General features: G+C 69.7%; 15 protein-coding genes. 4 read left to right on the plus strand and 11 right to left on the minus strand.

Going from position 1 to position 15,915, the window contains the following annotated elements:
* Window positions 1-119: 119 nt before the first annotated feature.
* On the minus strand, window positions 120-2,348 hold the full coding sequence (locus ACWD6R_RS36480; protein ID WP_451822674.1) for an MMPL family transporter: 2,229 nt from the start codon (window positions 2,346-2,348) through the stop codon (window positions 120-122).
* Between the two features lie 116 nt (window positions 2,349-2,464).
* The gene (locus ACWD6R_RS36485; protein WP_451822675.1) at window positions 2,465-3,037 is read right to left on the minus strand and encodes a TetR/AcrR family transcriptional regulator; all 573 of its coding nucleotides are present in this window, start codon (window positions 3,035-3,037) and stop codon (window positions 2,465-2,467) included.
* Between the two features lie 174 nt (window positions 3,038-3,211).
* On the opposite strand from ACWD6R_RS36485, the gene ACWD6R_RS36490 reads away from it, so the two are divergent.
* Window positions 3,212-6,493: a S41 family peptidase gene (locus ACWD6R_RS36490; RefSeq protein WP_451822676.1), complete on the plus strand. Its 3,282-nt coding sequence runs from the start codon at window positions 3,212-3,214 to the stop codon at window positions 6,491-6,493.
* A 273-nt stretch (window positions 6,494-6,766) separates the two neighbouring features.
* Here the strand turns inward: ACWD6R_RS36490 and ACWD6R_RS36495 are convergent, their stop codons facing one another.
* The 4 genes from ACWD6R_RS36495 to ACWD6R_RS36510 form a co-directional block, all read right to left on the minus strand.
* Window positions 6,767-6,946, minus strand: coding sequence for a hypothetical protein (locus ACWD6R_RS36495; protein ID WP_451822677.1), 180 nt, complete (start codon window positions 6,944-6,946; stop codon window positions 6,767-6,769).
* A gap of 97 nt (window positions 6,947-7,043) precedes the next feature.
* Window positions 7,044-7,937, minus strand: coding sequence for an SDR family oxidoreductase (locus tag ACWD6R_RS36500; RefSeq protein WP_451822678.1), 894 nt, complete (start codon window positions 7,935-7,937; stop codon window positions 7,044-7,046).
* Window positions 7,934-8,878 (minus strand): alpha/beta fold hydrolase, encoded by a 945-nt coding sequence (locus ACWD6R_RS36505; RefSeq protein ID WP_451822679.1) that lies wholly within the window; start codon window positions 8,876-8,878, stop codon window positions 7,934-7,936. Before ACWD6R_RS36505 ends, ACWD6R_RS36500 begins: the two co-directional genes overlap by 4 nt.
* A complete protein-coding gene (locus ACWD6R_RS36510; protein ID WP_451822680.1) occupies window positions 8,875-10,440 on the minus strand; it encodes a flavin-containing monooxygenase in 1,566 nt (521 codons plus the stop codon). The genes ACWD6R_RS36505 and ACWD6R_RS36510 overlap by 4 nt, the downstream gene beginning before the upstream one ends.
* A gap of 168 nt (window positions 10,441-10,608) precedes the next feature.
* Here ACWD6R_RS36510 and ACWD6R_RS36515 point away from each other — a divergent pair, with 168 nt between their 5' ends.
* Both ACWD6R_RS36515 and ACWD6R_RS36520 read left to right on the plus strand, forming a co-directional pair.
* Complete coding sequence (locus ACWD6R_RS36515) at window positions 10,609-11,259, plus strand: MerR family transcriptional regulator (RefSeq protein WP_451822687.1); 651 nt, start codon at window positions 10,609-10,611, stop codon at window positions 11,257-11,259.
* A gap of 113 nt (window positions 11,260-11,372) precedes the next feature.
* Window positions 11,373-11,648, plus strand: a complete 276-nt coding sequence (locus ACWD6R_RS36520; protein ID WP_266984725.1) for a DUF2087 domain-containing protein — start codon at window positions 11,373-11,375, stop codon at window positions 11,646-11,648.
* A gap of 7 nt (window positions 11,649-11,655) precedes the next feature.
* Here the strand turns inward: ACWD6R_RS36520 and ACWD6R_RS36525 are convergent, their stop codons facing one another.
* Window positions 11,656-12,471 (minus strand): exodeoxyribonuclease III, encoded by an 816-nt coding sequence (locus tag ACWD6R_RS36525; protein ID WP_451822681.1) that lies wholly within the window; start codon window positions 12,469-12,471, stop codon window positions 11,656-11,658.
* 50 nt (window positions 12,472-12,521) lie between these two features.
* On the opposite strand from ACWD6R_RS36525, the gene ACWD6R_RS36530 reads away from it, so the two are divergent.
* Entirely contained in the window at window positions 12,522-13,007 is a 486-nt protein-coding gene (locus ACWD6R_RS36530) for a GNAT family N-acetyltransferase (protein WP_451822682.1), read from the plus strand.
* Window positions 13,008-13,016: 9 nt separating this feature from the next.
* Here ACWD6R_RS36530 and ACWD6R_RS36535 read toward each other — a convergent pair whose 3' ends face one another.
* The 4 genes from ACWD6R_RS36535 to ACWD6R_RS36550 all read right to left on the minus strand — a co-directional run bounded on the left by ACWD6R_RS36535 (window position 13,017) and on the right by ACWD6R_RS36550 (window position 15,555).
* Complete coding sequence (locus ACWD6R_RS36535; RefSeq protein ID WP_451822683.1) at window positions 13,017-13,178, minus strand: alpha/beta fold hydrolase; 162 nt, start codon at window positions 13,176-13,178, stop codon at window positions 13,017-13,019.
* A complete protein-coding gene (locus tag ACWD6R_RS36540; RefSeq protein ID WP_451822684.1) occupies window positions 13,175-13,960 on the minus strand; it encodes an SAM-dependent methyltransferase in 786 nt (261 codons plus the stop codon). The genes ACWD6R_RS36535 and ACWD6R_RS36540 overlap by 4 nt, the downstream gene beginning before the upstream one ends.
* Window positions 13,961-14,237: 277 nt before the next feature.
* On the minus strand, window positions 14,238-14,948 hold the full coding sequence (locus ACWD6R_RS36545; RefSeq protein ID WP_451822685.1) for a hypothetical protein: 711 nt from the start codon (window positions 14,946-14,948) through the stop codon (window positions 14,238-14,240).
* A 19-nt stretch (window positions 14,949-14,967) separates the two neighbouring features.
* On the minus strand, window positions 14,968-15,555 hold the full coding sequence (locus tag ACWD6R_RS36550; RefSeq protein ID WP_451822686.1) for a hypothetical protein: 588 nt from the start codon (window positions 15,553-15,555) through the stop codon (window positions 14,968-14,970).
* Between the last annotated feature and the right edge of the window lie 360 nt (window positions 15,556-15,915).

The raw sequence follows: 15,915 nt of genomic DNA on the forward strand, positions 1-15,915 counted from the left end.
GGGGAGACCCCATCCGAGGACCTTCCGGCGCCTTGGAATCGCACGCACCAGACCGCGTCCGCTTTCCGATCGAAGGTCACCCGACAGGCTCTCAGACGCGGCCCCGGGGCTCGTACGGATCAGACGCGCGTCAGCTTGCGCACGCCCTGGGTATCGCCGTGCCCGTCTCCGCCGGGCGTCTCGCCGAGCTGCTTGCGCAGCCCCTCACCCTCCACGTCGACATTGGGCAGCAGCCGGTCCAGCCAGCGCGGCAGCCACCAGGCGCGCTTGCCGAGCAGGGCGAGGACCGCGGGCACGATCGCCATCCGGACGACGAACGCGTCGAAGAAGACGGCGATGGCGAGCGAGAAGCCGATCATCTTGATCATCGACTCGCTGGAGCCGATGAAACCGGCGAAGACCGCCATCATGATCACGGCCGCGGCGGTGACGACGCGGGCGCCGTGCTTGAAGCCGGTGACGATCGCCTGCGGGGCCTTCTCCCCGTGGACGTACGCCTCGCGCATCCGGGTGACGAGGAAGACCTCGTAGTCCATGGCGAGACCGAAGACCACACCCACCATGAAGATCGGCATCATGGACATGATCGGGCCGGTCTGTTCGACGCCGAAGAGCGAGCCGAGCCAGCCCCACTGGAAGACCGCGACGACCGCGCCCAGGGCCGCGACGACCGAGAGCAGGAAGCCGAGGGCCGCCTTCAGCGGCACCAGCACCGAGCGGAAGACCACCATCAGCAGCAGGAACGCCAGGCCGACGACGAGCGCCAGATACGGCAGCAGCGCGTCGTTCATCTTCTGCGAGAAGTCGATGTTCATCGCCGTGGATCCGGTGACCAGGACCTCGGCGCCGGTGTCGGACTTGATGCCCGCGCCCGCGTCACGGATGGCGTGAACCACGTTCTCCGTCTCGGCGGAGCTCGGCCGGTCCTTCGGGATCACGGTGATCATGGCGGTGTCGCCGGCCTTGTTGAAGTGGGCCGGGGTGACCGCGACGACGTGCGGGATGCCGGAGATCTCGTCGGAGACCTGCTTGACCGCGGCCTTGCCGTCCGAGCTGTTCGCCGTGTCCACGACGACCATCAGCGGCCCGCTGAAGCCGGGGCCGAAGCCGTCGGAGAGCAGGTCGTAGGCGCGGCGCTGGGTGGTGCTGGTGGGCTGGGAGCCGTCGTCGGGCAGGCCCATCTCCAGCGAGGCGGCCGGTACGGCGATGACCCCGAGGCCGAGGACTCCGACCAGCAGCACCCAGACCGGCTTGCGCAGGACGAACCGCGCCCACCGGGTACCCATGTTCGGCTTCGCCTCGGGCCGGATCGAAGCCTCGGCGGCCTTGCGCGCCTTGCGTCCCATGACCCGCTTGCCCGCGAAGCCCATCACCGCCGGGACGAGGGTGAGCGCGATCAGGACGGCGATCGCGACCGTGCCGGCCGCGGCGAAGCCCATCTTCGACAGCATCGGAATGTTGACGACGGCCAGGCCGACCAGGGCGATGACGACGGTGAGACCGGCGAAGACGACCGCGGAACCGGCCGTGCCGACCGCCCGCCCCGCCGCTTCCTCGCGCTCGCGGCCCTCGGCCAGCTCGGCGCGGTAGCGGGAGACGATGAAGAGCGCGTAGTCGATGCCGACCGCGAGGCCGATCATCATCGCGAGAGTGGAGGTGGTGGAGCCCAGGTCGAGCACGTTGGCCAGGGCCGTGATCGTCGAGACGCCGATGCCGACGCCGATGAGCGCGGTGAGCAGCGGCAGACCCGCCGCGACGAGCGAGCCGAAGGTGACGACCAGCACCACTGCGGCGATCGCCACACCGATGATCTCGGTGGCCCCGGTCTTTGGCATCACCTGGAGCGCGTCGCCGCCGATCTCCACGGTCATCCCGCTCTTCTGCGCCGCGTGGCCCGCGTCCTCCAGGGCGCTCCGGGTCGCATCGGTCAGCTCCATCGAGTTGACCTTGTAGGACACGGAGACGTACGCCGTGGAGCCGTCCTTGCTGACGGCGTTGCCGGTGTACGGGTCGGTGACCGAGGCGATCTGGTCCGAACCCGACTTCAGCTCGTCCGCGATCTTGTTGACCTCGGCCTTGTTCGCCGGGTCCGTCATCTTCCGGCCGTCGTCGGCCTTGAAGACGACCCGCGCGGTCGCGCCGTCGGCGCTGGAGTCGGGAAAGCGCTGTTCCAGCAGGTCGAAAGCCTTCTGAGCCTCCGTACCCGGAATGGAGAAGGAGCTGGAGGTGGCGGTGGAAGCGGAGGCAGCGCCGAATCCGGCGAGCGCCAGCAGTGCCACCCAGACAAGGGCGACATAGCGGCGGCGCCGGAAGGCAAACCGTCCGAGCTTGTAGAGGAATGTGGCCACGGAGGCGTACTCCCGGTCAGGTCGTGTGGGTGGAAAAGGGCGTGAGGAACCAGCCCGACGACGAGAGCGGCGTGTCAGGTGGGGCTTGGGGAAAGGGTCGTACGGAAGGGACGAGGTCAGACGCCGAGAGCGGGGAGGATCACGGAGTCGACGTAGTCGGTGAGAAACGCGTGGTCGACGGGGCGGTCCTCGACCAGCTGCCGAGCGGTGAAAGCACCGACCAGCATGTGCGGTACATATTTCAGCGCCGGGTTGTCCGGACGCAGTTCACCCCGGCCCACGGCTCGGCGGAGCAGCGAGTCGAGGCCGGTTATCTCCGGCTCGATGAGCAGTTCGCGCAGTGCCTGGTACAGATCGGGATTGTCGTGGACGGCTTGCATCAGGCCCCGCATCAGCGCGGAGTTCTTCTGCATCTTGCAGTCGTCGGTCCGGCTCAGCGCGGCATGGAAATCTCCGCGCAGCGAACCGGTGTCGATCTCGGCAAGGTCGCCCGGCTTGTCGTGGCGCAGCGCCTTGACGACCAGCTCCGGCTTGCTCCCCCACTGGCGGTAGAGGGTGGCCTTGCTGGAGCGGGTACGGGCGGCGACGGCGTCCATGGTCAGGGCGTCGTAGCCGACCTCGCGCAGCAGGTCGAGCACCGCGGCGTAGAGCTCGCTCTCGCGCTCCGGCGTGAGGCGGGTGCGTGCCATGGGTCGACCTCCTGTTCTGTCACTCGTACGTCAGTCAACCGAACGAAACTGTTTCGTACACCTCGAAAATACCCACCGGCTGAGCGAAACTGCATCGTTTCGCTTGTGTGTTGCACCACAACTTCTTCCGCACCACGAGTTGCCGCGTCCCGCTCACGCGGAAAGCATTGGGGGGTGAGTGACGACGTCGCGTATCTCCGTTTCCCGCACCTTCACAAGGACCTGCTCTGCTTCGCGGCCGAGGACGACCTCTGGGTCTCTCCCCTCGTCCCCGAGGGGCAGCAGCCCGGCCGGGCGTGGCGGGTGACCGTCGACCGGACGCGGGTCAGTCACCCGCGCTTCTCGCCCGACGGGACCCGTATCGCGTATACGACCTGGCGCACCCTGGATCCCGAGATCCATCTCGCCCCGGTCGAGGGCGGACCGGCCCGCCGGCTCACCTACTGGGGGTCGACCGACGCCCGGGTCTGCGGCTGGACCCCCGATCCGGACGAGACGTCGCACATCCTCGCCGTGTCCTCGCACGCCCAGCCGTTCTCGTACTTCTCCTGGGCCTACAGCCTTCCCACGGACGGCTCCCCCGGCGGCAAGCTCCCGTGGGGTCCGGTCTCCGACATCGCGGTCGCGGACATCGACGGCGAACGGCGCACGCTGCTGCTCACCGGCACACCCCCGCACGAACCGGCCGCCTGGAAGCGGTACCGGGGCGGGGCGATGGGGCGGCTGTGGCTGCACGGCAAGCGGCTGCTGCCCGACATCGGCGGCCATCTGGACTCGCCGATGTTCGTCGCCGGCCGGATCGCGTTCCTCTCCGACCACGAGGGCGTCGGCAACCTGTACTCCTGCCTGCCCGACAGCTCCGACCTGCGCCGCCACACCGACCACGACGCCTTCTACGCCCGGCACGCGTCCAGCGACGGACGCCGGGTGGTCTACCAGTGCGCGGGCGAGCTGTGGCTGGTCGACGACCTCGAATCACCGGACGCGGTCCCGCGGAAGCTGCAGGTGCGGCTCGGCGGGCCGCGGGCCGGGCGGCGTCCGTACCAGGTGCCCGCCGCCACCAATGTCGACTCGCTGTCCGTGGACGAGACGGGCCGGGCGAGCGCCGTCTCGGTCCGCGGCAGTCTGTACTGGCTGACCCACCGCGACGGGCCCGCCCGCACGATCGCCGACACCCCCGGGGTCCGGGTCCGGCTGCCCGAGATGCTCGGCAGCATGGGCCAGGTCGCCTACGTGACGGACACGGACGGCGAGGACGCCATCGAGATCGCGTACCTGCCGCGCGCCAGCGGTGACCGGGCACCGCGCCGGCTGGCCTCCGGGCAGGTCGGCCGGGTCCACGAACTGATCGCCGACCCGGAGGGCGAACGGCTCGCGATCGCCACGCACGACGGCCGGCTGCTGCTCCTCGACACGGCCGAGGAGTCCACCGGCGAACCGACCGAGCTGATCCGCTCCATCAACGGGCCGGTCCGCGATCTGGCATTCTCACCGGACGGCGCCTGGCTGACCTGGTCGCATCCCGGGATCGGCCGCTCGCTGCGGCAGATCAAACTGGCCCGGATCATGGGACCGGGCGCCCCGGTGATCGTCGATGTCACCAACGGCCGCTTCGAGGACCAGAACCCGGTGTTCACCGGCGACGGCCGGTATCTCGCGTTCCTCTCCTGGCGCGGCTTCGACCCGGTGTACGACGTCCACACGGGCGACCTCTCCTTCCCGCTCGGCTGCCGCCCGTACCTGGTGCCGCTCTCCTCCGCCACCCCGTCCCCGTTCGCTCTCTCACCGGAGGGGCGCCCGGCGGCGGGCGGCCTCGACCCGGGCGACACTCCGGAAGCGACTCCGGCCGAAGGGGCCACGGTCACGGTCGAGTTCGAGGGGCTTGAGAACCGGGTGACGCCGTTCCCGGTCACCGCGTCGAAGTACTCGGCTCTGCACCCGGTCAGCGGCGGCGGGCTCGTCTGGCTGCGCTGGCCGATCTCGGGCGCGCTCGGCGAGACGTTCGCCAACCCGGCCGACATGTCGGGCCGTCCCACGCTCGAACACTTCAACATCACGAAGGCCAGGAAGACCGAGCTCGTCGGCCATCTCGACTGGTTCGCCGTCAGCGGCGACGCGACCCGGCTGGTCGTCATGGACGACGGAGAACTGCGCGCCGTACCGGCCACCGAGGCCGGCGACAGCGACTCGACGGTCTATCTCGACCTGCGGCGGATCCTGCACGATGTCGACCCGGCGGCGGAATGGCGGCAGGCGTACGGGGAAGCGGGCCGCATCATCCGCTCCTACTTCTGGGAACCCGACATGTGCGGCATCGACTGGCCGGGCGTACTCGACCAGTACCGTCCGCTGGTCGAACGGGTCGCGACCCCCGACGAGTTCGCGGACCTGCTGCGCGAGGTCCTCGGCGAACTGGGCACCTCGCACGCCTACGTGGCACCCGCCCGCCGCAACGAGGGCCCACCGCACTACCAGCGGGCGATCGGACTGCTCGGCGCGAACCTGGTGTGCCGGGACGGCAACTGGCTGGTCCGGCGGATCCTGCCGGGCGACTCCTCGGACTCCAAGGCGCGTTCACCGCTCGCCGGCACGGGCATCCGGGAGGGCACGATCCTCACCCACGTGGACGGCCGCCCGGTGGATCCGGTCGCGGGCCCATCCCCCCTCCTCTCCCAGGCGGGCGGAACCACCGTCGAACTCACCTTCTGCCCGCCCGAGAGCGAAGGCCACTCCCGCCGCGTCGCCGTCGTCCCCCTGGTCGACGAGCGCCCGCTCCGCTACCAGGACTGGGTCGCCAAACGCCGCGACGTCGTACGGGAGCTGAGTGCCGGCAAGTGCGGCTACCTGCACATCCCCGACATGGGCGGCTCCGGCTGGGCCCAGTTCAACCGCGACCTGCGGATGGAGGTCTCCCGCCCCGCCCTGATCGTCGACGTACGCGGCAACGCGGGCGGCCACATCAGCGAGCTGGTCGTCGAGAAACTGACCCGCACGATCCTCGGCTGGGACCTCACCCGCGACGCCCAGCCGGTCTCGTACGCCTCCAACGCCCCCCGCGGCCCGGTGGTGGCTCTCGCCGACGAGGCGACCTCCTCCGACGGCGACATGATCACCGCCGTGTTCCGCCTGCTGGAACTGGGCCCGGTGGTGGGCCAGCGGACATGGGGCGGGGTCGTCGGCATGACGGGTCGGCACCGGTTGGGCGACGGCACGGTGATCACGGTGCCGATGAACGCGGCGTGGTTCGACGCGTACGGATGGTCGATCGAGAACCACGGTGTCGAACCGGACCTGGAGGCGCTGCGCACGCCGCTGGACTGGGCGGAGGGCCGGCACGCGGTGCTGGACGACGCGGTGCAGATCGCGCTCGACCTCCTGAAGTCCCACCCGGCGTCGACCCCACCGACCTACGAGGACGCCCCGAACCGCACACGGCCACCACTGCCGCCGCGATAGGCGCCCGTCAGGCCCATCAGGCCCGTCACATCAAGCCCGTCCTGCGGCCCGTCACATCAAGCCCGTCCTGCGGCCCGTCACATCAAGCCCGTCCGGCGGCCCGTCACATCAAGCCCGTCCGGCGGACACATCAAGCCCGTCCGGCGATTGAGGACAAAAGAAGGGGGGCCGGGGGCGTGCCCCCGGTTTCGGGAAGGGGCGGGGTGGGGGAACAAGCCCCGCGCACGCGAAAGGCGCGTCCGGTCTCCCGAACGCGCCCCTCGCACCGACGAGTCAGGACTCGTCGTCGTACCGGTCGCGCGCCCCCTGCGCCGCGTCCCGGGCCTTGTCCCGCGCCCGTTCCGACGCATCGGACGTCCGCTCGCGCGGCTCGCCCTTCTTCTCGCCCGTGTTCTTCTTCGCCTGCTCGGCGAGCTCCTGCGCCTTGTCCTTGAACTGGTCTGCGATACCCATGCTGTTCACTCCTGGTGGGGTGCTCGGGATGCGTTGGGGGGTGACCCCGTTGGGGCCTCGACCAGACTTACACGGCAGGACATTCCACGCATTTCGATCACTTACGCTGCGTGCTCGAACCCCGCGCGACCTCGTCCGCCGCACCTCCGGCGCCCACAAGTCCCTTGCTCACGCCCTCGAGCCGCGACCCGAACCGCTTCATCTCGCGCTGCCCGACCACCCCGATGACCGCCGGCAGGTATCCCCGCACCGACTGCATGCCGCGCAGCCACCACTGCGCGTACACGTGCGCCGAACGCCGCTCGATGCCGGCCACGATCCGGTCGACCGCCGGGCCCAGCGGATACGTGCGGTTCGCCGGCCACGGCAGCCGCTGCCGCAACTCCCGCATGACGTCGTCCTCGTCGGCGCCCCGCACCATGTCGGTGTCCGTCCAGGACAGGTAGCCGACACCGACCTTCACGCCCCGGTATCCGACCTCCGCCCGCAGACTGTGCGCGAACGCCTCCACGCCCGACTTCGACGCGCAGTACGCGGTCATCATCGGCGCCGGAGTGATCGCGGCGAGCGACGCGATCTGCAGGAAGTAGCCGCGGCTCTCCATCAGTACGGGCAGGAACGCCCGCCCCGTCACCGCGCCGCCGATCAGATTGACCTCGATGACCCGCCGCCACGCCTGCGGGTCGGAGCCGACGAACGGCCCGCCCGAGGCGACCCCCGCATTGGCGACGACCACGTCGACCTTGCCGAAGCGCTCCTTCACCTCCTGCGCGACCCGCGCCATCGCCACATGGTCGGTGACGTCCGCGTACCAGTGGTCGCTCTCCGCATGCAGCCGCTCGGAGACCTTCTTCAACTCGTCCGGCTCCAGGCCGACCAGCGCCAGCTTCGCGCCCCGCGCCGAGAGCTTGCGGGCCAGCAGCTCGCCCACGCCGCGCGCCGCGCCGGTGACGACCACGACCTGTCCTTCGAGACTGCGCCTGCCGCTCATACGACCTCCTCCTCAACAGTGCCACTGACCGTCCCGGTGGCAGCGGTGACATACCCGGCGACCAGTTCCCGGATTTTCGCGGTGACCGCCTCCGGTGCCTCCACCGGTGTCATGTGGCCCATCCCCGCCAACTCGGTGAGCCCCAGGCATTCGGGCAGCGCCGCCGCGAGGGCGCGCGCGTGGACGGGCGGAGTCAGTCGGTCCTCCGTACCCGCGATCACGGCGGTGGGCACCCGCAACTCCCTTACGCCCGCGTCGAGATCGAGCTCCGCGAGCACATGCCCCCAGGAGACCCGGGCCGCCCGCGGGCATGCGTGCACGATCCGGGCACAGGACTCGACCCGCTCCGGGGCCGAACCGGCGCCCATCGTGGCGTACTTGAGGATCCGCTTCGAGACGTGTGTGACCGGCCCGAGCGGGGCCCGCACCCCGAGGATCGCGCGGGTCATCCGGGTGCGGACCGCACCGGCCCGCATCGGTACGACGATCGACTCGGCGATCAGCCGCGAACTGCCGGTGCTGCACAGCAGTACGGCTGCCGCGTGCTCGCGCAGCCCGGCCCGCCGCGAGGCGGCCATCAGCGTCATGCCGCCCATGGAGTGCCCGGCGAGCACCGCCTGCTCGCCGGGGGCCAGCGCGGCGGCCAGCACCGCTTCGAGGTCGTCGGCGAGCCGGTCGGTGCTGTACCCCTCGGGGCGGACGGCGGGCGTACGTCCGTGTCCGCGCTGGTCGTAGGCGACGACCCGGTGGTCCACTGCCAGGTCCCGGATCTGCGCGGCCCAGAAGTGGGTGTTGCAGGTCCAGCCGTGCGCCAGCACCACCGCAGGGGCGCCGTCCGGCCCGTACACCTCGATGTGGATGCGGGAGCCGTCGGCGGAAATGGCGGTCAGTTCGCGCGCGGGCACCGGCGGGGCATCCTCGCACCGCAGCGGCCGGCTCATCGCGCGGCCTCCTCGGCAACGGCATTCCCGGCGACGACGGTCTCGGCGGCAGCGGTCTTCCGGGGCCGGATGACCTCGTACTCCCCAAGGTCCACCGTCCGTGTCGCCCGGCGGAACTCACCTGTCGTTCCCGGCCAGACCGTGGTGTTGCGCCCGCCTGCGTCCAGATACCAGCTGGTGCAGCCACCGGTGTTCCACACGGTCCGCGTCATCCGCTCCTGGACCCGCCGGTTCCACGCCCCGACCGCCGACGCCCGCGCACCGAGCGCGGTCCGCCCGCCCAGGATGTTCAGCTGGCGCAGATAGTCCGCCATGTAGTTCAGCTGGGACTCGATCATCAGGATCATGGAGGAGTTCCCCAGCCCCGTGTTGGGGCCGATGATCGTCATCCAGTTGGGGAAGCCCGCCGCGGTCGCGCCCCGCAGCGACTGCATGCCGTCCTTCCAGGACTCGGCGAGCGTGTTGCCTTCCGCGCCGACGACCCGGTCGGCGATCGGCATGTCCGTCACATGGAAGCCGGTGCCGAAGATGATCACGTCGACCTCGGTCTCCGTGCCGCCCCCAGAGCCTCCGGCCTGGGAGGTGCCCCCTGCGGCGATGACGGTCGAGCCGCGTACCTCGGTCAGCCCGGAGGCGACCACATCCACATTGGGCCGGGCGAGCGCCGGGTAGTACGTACTGGAGAGCAGAATCCGCTTGCAGCCGATGCGGTACGAGGGCGTCAGCTTGGCCCGCAGCGCCGGATCCTTGATGGCCCGTGCGATGTTGGACTTCGCCATCCTCTCCACCAGGCCGAGCTCGTTGGGGTGCTTGGTGAACGCGCTGACCTGCAACTCCCGTATGCCCCACAGCAGTCCGCGGCGAGCGGCGCCGGTGAGCGGAAGCGCGCGGTGCAGCCACCGCTCGGCGCCGCTGATGTTCCGGTCCATGCGCGGCATGACCCACGGCGGGGTGCGCTGGAACAGGGTCAGCCTGCCGGCCTTCGGCTGGATCGCCGGCACGATCTGGATCGCGGAGGCGCCGGTGCCGACCATGGCGACGCGCTTGCCGGTCAGGTCGTAGTCGTGGTCCCAGCGGGCCGAGTGGAAGACCTTGCCGGGGAAGTCGGCGAGACCGGGTATGTCCGGAATCTTCGGGTCGGACAGCGGGCCGGTCGCGGAGACGACGACATCGGCGACGATCGTGGTCCCGTTCGCGGACTCGATCACCCAGTTCAGCTCGTCGTTGTCCCACCGCATCATGGTCACTTCATGGCCCAGCCTGATGTGCGGGCGCAGCCCGAAGGTGTCGGCGACACGTTCCAGGTAGGCGCGGATGTGCTCCTGCCCGGAGAAGGTGCGCGGCCAGTCCGGGTTGGGGGCGAACGAGAACGAGTAGAGGTGGGACGGCACGTCGCAGGCGCAGCCGGGGTAGCTGTTGTCGCGCCAGGTGCCACCGACGGACTCGGCCCGTTCCAGGACGACGAAGTCGGTGATGCCTTCGCGACGCAGCCGGACCGCGGCCCCCAGGCCCCCGAATCCGGATCCGATCACCGCCACTCGTACATGCTCGTGCTGGGCCATGCTGCCGCCTCCCGCGGTACGTCACACGACTCCGCCAGCAATCACTGGCATTGTTGGGAGAGTAGAGCAGCCCCGTACCGATGGGTAGGGGTCCGGCAAGGGAAAGTTACCGGCGGTACAACATAGGGTGCGGTGGTGGCTGAAGAACGCGAGCACCGCGAATACCGGATGGAGGAGCTGGCCAAGGAGGCCGGCATCCCCGTGCGGACCGTGCGCTTCTACCGGGAGCGCGGTCTGATCTCGCCACCCCGCCGCGAAGGGCGCATCGCCTGGTACGACGACCACCACCTGGCCCGACTGCGCACCATCGCGGGCCTGCTGGAGCGCGGCCACACCCTCACCGGCATCGCCGATCTCGCCCGCACCTTCGAGAGCGGCCGCGACGTCGCCGAGGTGCTGGGGCTGGGCGAGCCGACCGAAGAGACCCCGGTCCGCCTCACGCCCGAACAGCTCGCGGACTACTTCGAGGGCGAGGTCACCCCGGAGAACCTCGCCACCGCCCTCGACCTGGGCTATCTCGCCACCGACGGCGACGAGATCGTGCACATCAGCCGCCGCCTCCTGGAGGCGTCGGCGGAACTGGTACGGGAAGGGGTACCGCTCTCCACGGTGCTCGCGACGGGCCGCCGGGTCCGGGAACACGCGGACGCCCTCGCCGAACTCTTCGTACAGGTGCTGCAGGCCCACACCACGGAGACCGAACCGCCCCAACTCCGCCCGCTCGCCCGCGCAGTGGTGGACGCCGAGCTCTCCATGGCCCTGGACCGACGGCTGCGCCGCGACGACGGCACGCAGCCACCGAAGGGACCGGAGACGTAACCTCTCCCGCGACGGGCCGCTGAACAGCGGTACACGCCCGGTGGCGGCGCAGGAGCCGACCGCCCCGACGAAACCGCGTTGACCGCCCCTCCCCCGTACGCAAGGCTTCCCCCATGTCCGACAACAATCCGAGCGGTTCGCACGGGGTTGCCGCCCTGTTCTCCCACGGGCGGCTGACCACGATCCCCCGCAAGCCGGCCCGCCGCGAGCAGCTGCTCGTCCACCTGGCGCAGACCCTGTTCGAGCCGGACCGCACGTACAGCGAGCGTGAGGTCAACGAGGCGCTGCTCACCGTGCACGACGACTACCCGGCGCTGCGCCGTTTCCTGGTCGTGGCAGGCCTGCTGACCCGCCCCAAGGACGGCAGCAGCTACCGGCGGGCCGGGTAGCAGCCCCCTACAGCTCGAAGACGGCCGTCACCGGCGCGTGGTCGCTCCACCGCTCGCCGTGCGTGGCGGCCCGCTCCACCCATGCCTTTCTCGCACGCCCGGCGAGACCGGGGGTCGCCACCTGGTAGTCGATGCGCCAGCCCGCGTCGTTGTCGAAGGCGCGCCCCCGGTAGGACCACCAGGAATACGGTCCCGCCCCGTCCGGGTGCAGCGCCCGCACCACGTCCACGTACGCGGCCTCGTCGAAGACCCGGGTCAGCCACGCCCGCTCCTCCGGCAGGAAGCCCGCGCGCTTCTGGTTGTCCTTCCAGTTCTTCAGGTCGGCCTCCCGGTGGGCGATGTTCCAGTCGCCACACACCAGCACCTCACGACCGCCGGCCGCGGACCGCTCCCTGAGCCCCTTCAGATACGGCAGGAACGCGGCCATGAAGCGCTCCTTCTCGTCCTGCCGCTCCGTACCGACATCACCGGACGGGAGATACAGACTCGCCACCGTGACACCCGGCAGGTCGACCTCGACGTACCGGCCGCTGTCGTCGAACTCCTCGCCCCCGGTGCCCCCGAAGCCGCCGAACCCGATCTGCACCCGTTCCGGCGCCCGGCGCGTGTAGAGGGAGACCCCGGCCCGCCCCTTGGCGGCCGCCGGTGCGTGGACGGTGTGCCAGCCGTCGGGCTCGCGCACCTCGTCGGCGAGCTGGTGCGGCTCGGCACGCACCTCCTGCAGGCAAATCACATCGGCTTCGGTCCCCGCCAGCCACTCGACGAAGCCCTTCTTCGCGGCGGCGCGGAGCCCGTTCACATTCACGGTGGTCACGGTAAGCATCAGGGCACAGTACCGACAACCACCGATCGCATACTTGTACCATTTCCCGCATGAATATCCAGCCTCGGTCGTTCGACCACCCCGACGCCGTCAAACTCAACGACCAGGTGCAGCTCGAATACGCGGAGCGCTACGGGGACGAGGGCGATGTCACACCACTCGCCCCGTCCATGTTCCGGCCTCCGCGCGGCCTCTACCTCCTCGCCTACGACGAGTCGGGCGCACCGGTCGCCACCGGCGGCTGGCGTGCGCAGGAGCGGAACGAGGAGGACTACCTGGACGGCGACGCCGAGCTCAAGCGGATGTTCGTGATCCGGGAGTGCCGCGGACGGGGTCTGGCCCGTCGCATCCTCGCCGCTCTCGAAGCGGACGCACGGGCGGCGGGCCGCACCCGGATGGTGCTGGAGACCGGCGACCAGCAGCCGGAGGCGATCGCGCTGTACACCTCCAGCGGCTACACCCCCTGCGAGAAGTTCGGCTACTACCGCACGTACGAGAGCAGCCGCTGCTTCGCCAAACCGCTCCAGGAGTCGTGATCCGGGCCCCTAGAGCCCTCCGAGGAAGCCGAGCAACGCGGCATTGAACCGCTCCGGCTGCTCCAGGTTCGGCAGATGCGCGGCACGGTCGACGACCACCAGCGTGGAGTGCGGGATCAGCCGGTGCAGGGCCTCCCCGGCCGCGAACAACGTCGTGCCCCGATGCCTCACCGCACGCGGGCAACACCCACATAGAACCCGCTGCGTTCGTTCTCCGGCGCCGGCCCCTCCCGATACCACTCCGTGGCCGGCACGAGCCCCGGCTCGACGAGATCCAGACCGTCGAAGAACGGCTCCACCTCGCTGTGACTGCGCATCCGCAGTGTGATGGCGCCCTTCTTGTAGGCGGACTCGGTCTCGGCCCGGAGCTCCGGGTGCTGGTCGGCCGTGCCGTGCGACAGCACCAGGTAGCTCCCCGACGGCAGGGCGTCGACCAGGGTGCGGGTGATGCCGTACGGGTCCTGGTCGTCGGGCAGGAAGTGCATCAGCGCGATCAGCGACAGGGCGACGGGCCTGCGGAAGTCCAGCAGCCGACGGGCGTGATCGAGGATCAGCTCCGGCTTCCGCACATCCGCGTGGATGTAGTCGGTGGCCCCTTCCGGACTGCTGGCCAACAGCGCTTCCGCATGGCGCAGAACGATGGGGTCGTTGTCCGCGTACACGATCCGGGCGGTGGGGGTGATCGCCTGGACGATCTGATGCAGGTTCGGCGAGGTGGGGATGCCGGTGCCCACGTCGAGGAACTGATCGATACCCTGCCGCGCCAGCCAGGCGGAGGCGCGATGCATGAAGGCCCGGTTCCGCGCCGCGTTGCCCCGCGCCTCCGGAGGCAGCTTCTCCCCCACAGCCTGATCGACCGGGTAGTTGTCCTTGCCGCCCAGCAGCCAGTCGTAGACGCGCGCCGGGTGGGGTGCGCTGGTTTCGATCTGGGGCGTGGGCGGTCTGGCCGTCACAGGACGCTCCTCCGTACGGGGAATCGCGGGCAGGGGGCTGCGCCTCAATCCTGCCGCAAGATGTCCGCGCGGGAAGTGCCGGATGGGCCGAACTGCCCTGGGGATCAAACCGTCTTGGAAACGACGAAGTCCCGCCCGATCTTTCGATCGGGCGGGACTTCGTCGTGCGGTGGGGTGTTCACAAGTATCCAAGAGCTGGCTCTTCCAAGGCCGTGAAAGATCGCTTCCCGATCCCCTGGTGATCGTTTCCCGTGCATCGGCTGACGCCGTGGCCTTGTCAGTCCAGTGGGGTCAGGTCGAAGACGGTGATGCAGTACGCGTCTTCGACGTCTCGGCGGAAGCGATGGAGGTCGCCGGACGACATGAGTGCGGGGAAGATGTTGCCGACGGTGCCGCCGCGGCTCTCGACAAGACCGTCACTCGTACGCATGCAGTAGTCCAGGCCAAGGATCTCGTCGGTTTCCTCCCAGCGGACGTAGTAGCGGGCATAGCCGTCGTCGAGGAGGAAGAAGCCCGTCAGGGTGAAGGTTGCCCTGGGTTCCGGGAAGCCGCCCGTCAGAGGGACCAGGGGCAGGTACAGGGCGTCGCCGGGGGTGAGGACGGGGTGTTGGGCGAACGCGGTCACCGCGGACCGGGCATCAAGAACTGGGATGCCGTGGACGGGATCCACGCCGGGTGGCCCGAACTCCGTGGCAGGCCGCCCGACGCAGTCGCGCAGAGCGGCGATGAGGACGGTGTGCCGGATGTAGTCGTCGCGGGCGTCGACCAGGGGAATGTCGTAAGCCAGCGTCGAGGCCGGGTCCCGACCGTCCCACAACACAACCCGCAGCGCGGAGGGGTCCGCAGTCACCGGCAGGACTCCCCGGACGGCCTGCGAGCCGTAGGTGAGCGGCGCCGGCACGAGCTGTTGCAGCCGGGACAGAGCGGTCTGCCGAAGGTCGTCGAGGTATTCCTCGCGTTCGTCGGCCACCGCGTCGCTCTGCCGCATGGGGGTCTCCCCTCCGCTTTCAGCCGTTCACCACGGACGGACATTTCTGGACGCCTTGGCAGTATGCGGTGATGGTGCCGATCTTCTCCTTGCGGGGGACCTTCCGCTCCCCGTCTCCTGTCTGCTTGTAGTACTGAACAACGCCTCGCACCGTTGCAGCGACCCGGCCGCTGTAGACCACGACGGCGATGTACTCCAGATGGTGCCCGTCGACCTTGTCGACCTTGTCGCCGTATGCCGCCTGCAGGGCTGCGTACTTCTTGATGTTGTGGCGGGAGGAGAAGTGACGCCAGCCGAAGTGGCTGTTCCCCACCCTCGTGGGGATCTTCCGGCCGTCGGGATCGGTGACGGTGAACTTCACTTTCTTCCATTCGTCGTCGACTGCTGGAAGGGCACGGGGCGCATGGGCCGGCGTGGGCAGTTCCATGCCTGACGCAGCGTGTTTCAGAGCCTGTGCCCCGTACTGCCGCTCGAACTCCTCGTCGGAGAGGAAGATCGCCCCGCGCCGGTCCGCTGTCCGGTCTGCGCTGTTGCTCTGCGCCGGTGAGCCGGCCACGAAAAGACAGGCAGTTGCCAGACAGACACCGGCCCGATGCGCTGCACGCATGTTCACAACTCCCGCTTCTCGGTGAAGCTCCGCACGCTATGCCGACGTGCCTGCCAGCCCGGCGTGGCGCTCCGGCGTCTGCGGACTTTCACCCGTCCGGGGTGCGGGATCCTGCGACCGCGTCCGACGCTTCCAGCGCCGCCTTCCTTCTTGGCCGGGCCTGATCGGTTCCTGGCCGCTGGTCCACCGTCCACCCGACAGGCTTAAGACGGCGGGGCCACGCCGATCCGGCCCGGCTTTGCCCGGCCATGGAGACACCCCGGCACCACCTCCTAATGCTGTTGTCAAGCCGCTGTGGTGACTGGGAGTTCGCATTGGTAGCACCGTCCGTCACGTATCAAAGCCCACAGGACGTTGACC

The sequence above is a fragment of the Streptomyces sp. NPDC005151 genome (assembly GCF_053599875.1).

Bases quoted from the DNA above. Each gene is read 5' to 3' on its own strand.
- ACWD6R_RS36485 (WP_451822675.1), bottom strand. From the start codon at position 3,037: ATGGCACGCACCCGCCTCACGCCGGAGCGCGAGAGCGAGCTCTACGCC.
- ACWD6R_RS36495 (WP_451822677.1), bottom strand. From the start codon at position 6,946: ATGGGTATCGCAGACCAGTTCAAGGACAAGGCGCAGGAGCTCGCCGAG.
- ACWD6R_RS36500 (WP_451822678.1), bottom strand. From the start codon at position 7,937: ATGAGCGGCAGGCGCAGTCTCGAAGGACAGGTCGTGGTCGTCACCGGC.
- ACWD6R_RS36505 (WP_451822679.1), bottom strand. From the start codon at position 8,878: ATGAGCCGGCCGCTGCGGTGCGAGGATGCCCCGCCGGTGCCCGCGCGC.
- ACWD6R_RS36510 (WP_451822680.1), bottom strand. From the start codon at position 10,440: ATGGCCCAGCACGAGCATGTACGAGTGGCGGTGATCGGATCCGGATTC.
- ACWD6R_RS36515 (WP_451822687.1), top strand. From the start codon at position 10,609: ATGGAGGAGCTGGCCAAGGAGGCCGGCATCCCCGTGCGGACCGTGCGC.
- ACWD6R_RS36520 (WP_266984725.1), top strand. From the start codon at position 11,373: ATGTCCGACAACAATCCGAGCGGTTCGCACGGGGTTGCCGCCCTGTTC.
- ACWD6R_RS36525 (WP_451822681.1), bottom strand. From the start codon at position 12,471: ATGCTTACCGTGACCACCGTGAATGTGAACGGGCTCCGCGCCGCCGCG.
- ACWD6R_RS36530 (WP_451822682.1), top strand. From the start codon at position 12,522: ATGAATATCCAGCCTCGGTCGTTCGACCACCCCGACGCCGTCAAACTC.
- ACWD6R_RS36545 (WP_451822685.1), bottom strand. From the start codon at position 14,948: ATGCGGCAGAGCGACGCGGTGGCCGACGAACGCGAGGAATACCTCGAC.
- ACWD6R_RS36550 (WP_451822686.1), bottom strand. From the start codon at position 15,555: ATGCGTGCAGCGCATCGGGCCGGTGTCTGTCTGGCAACTGCCTGTCTT.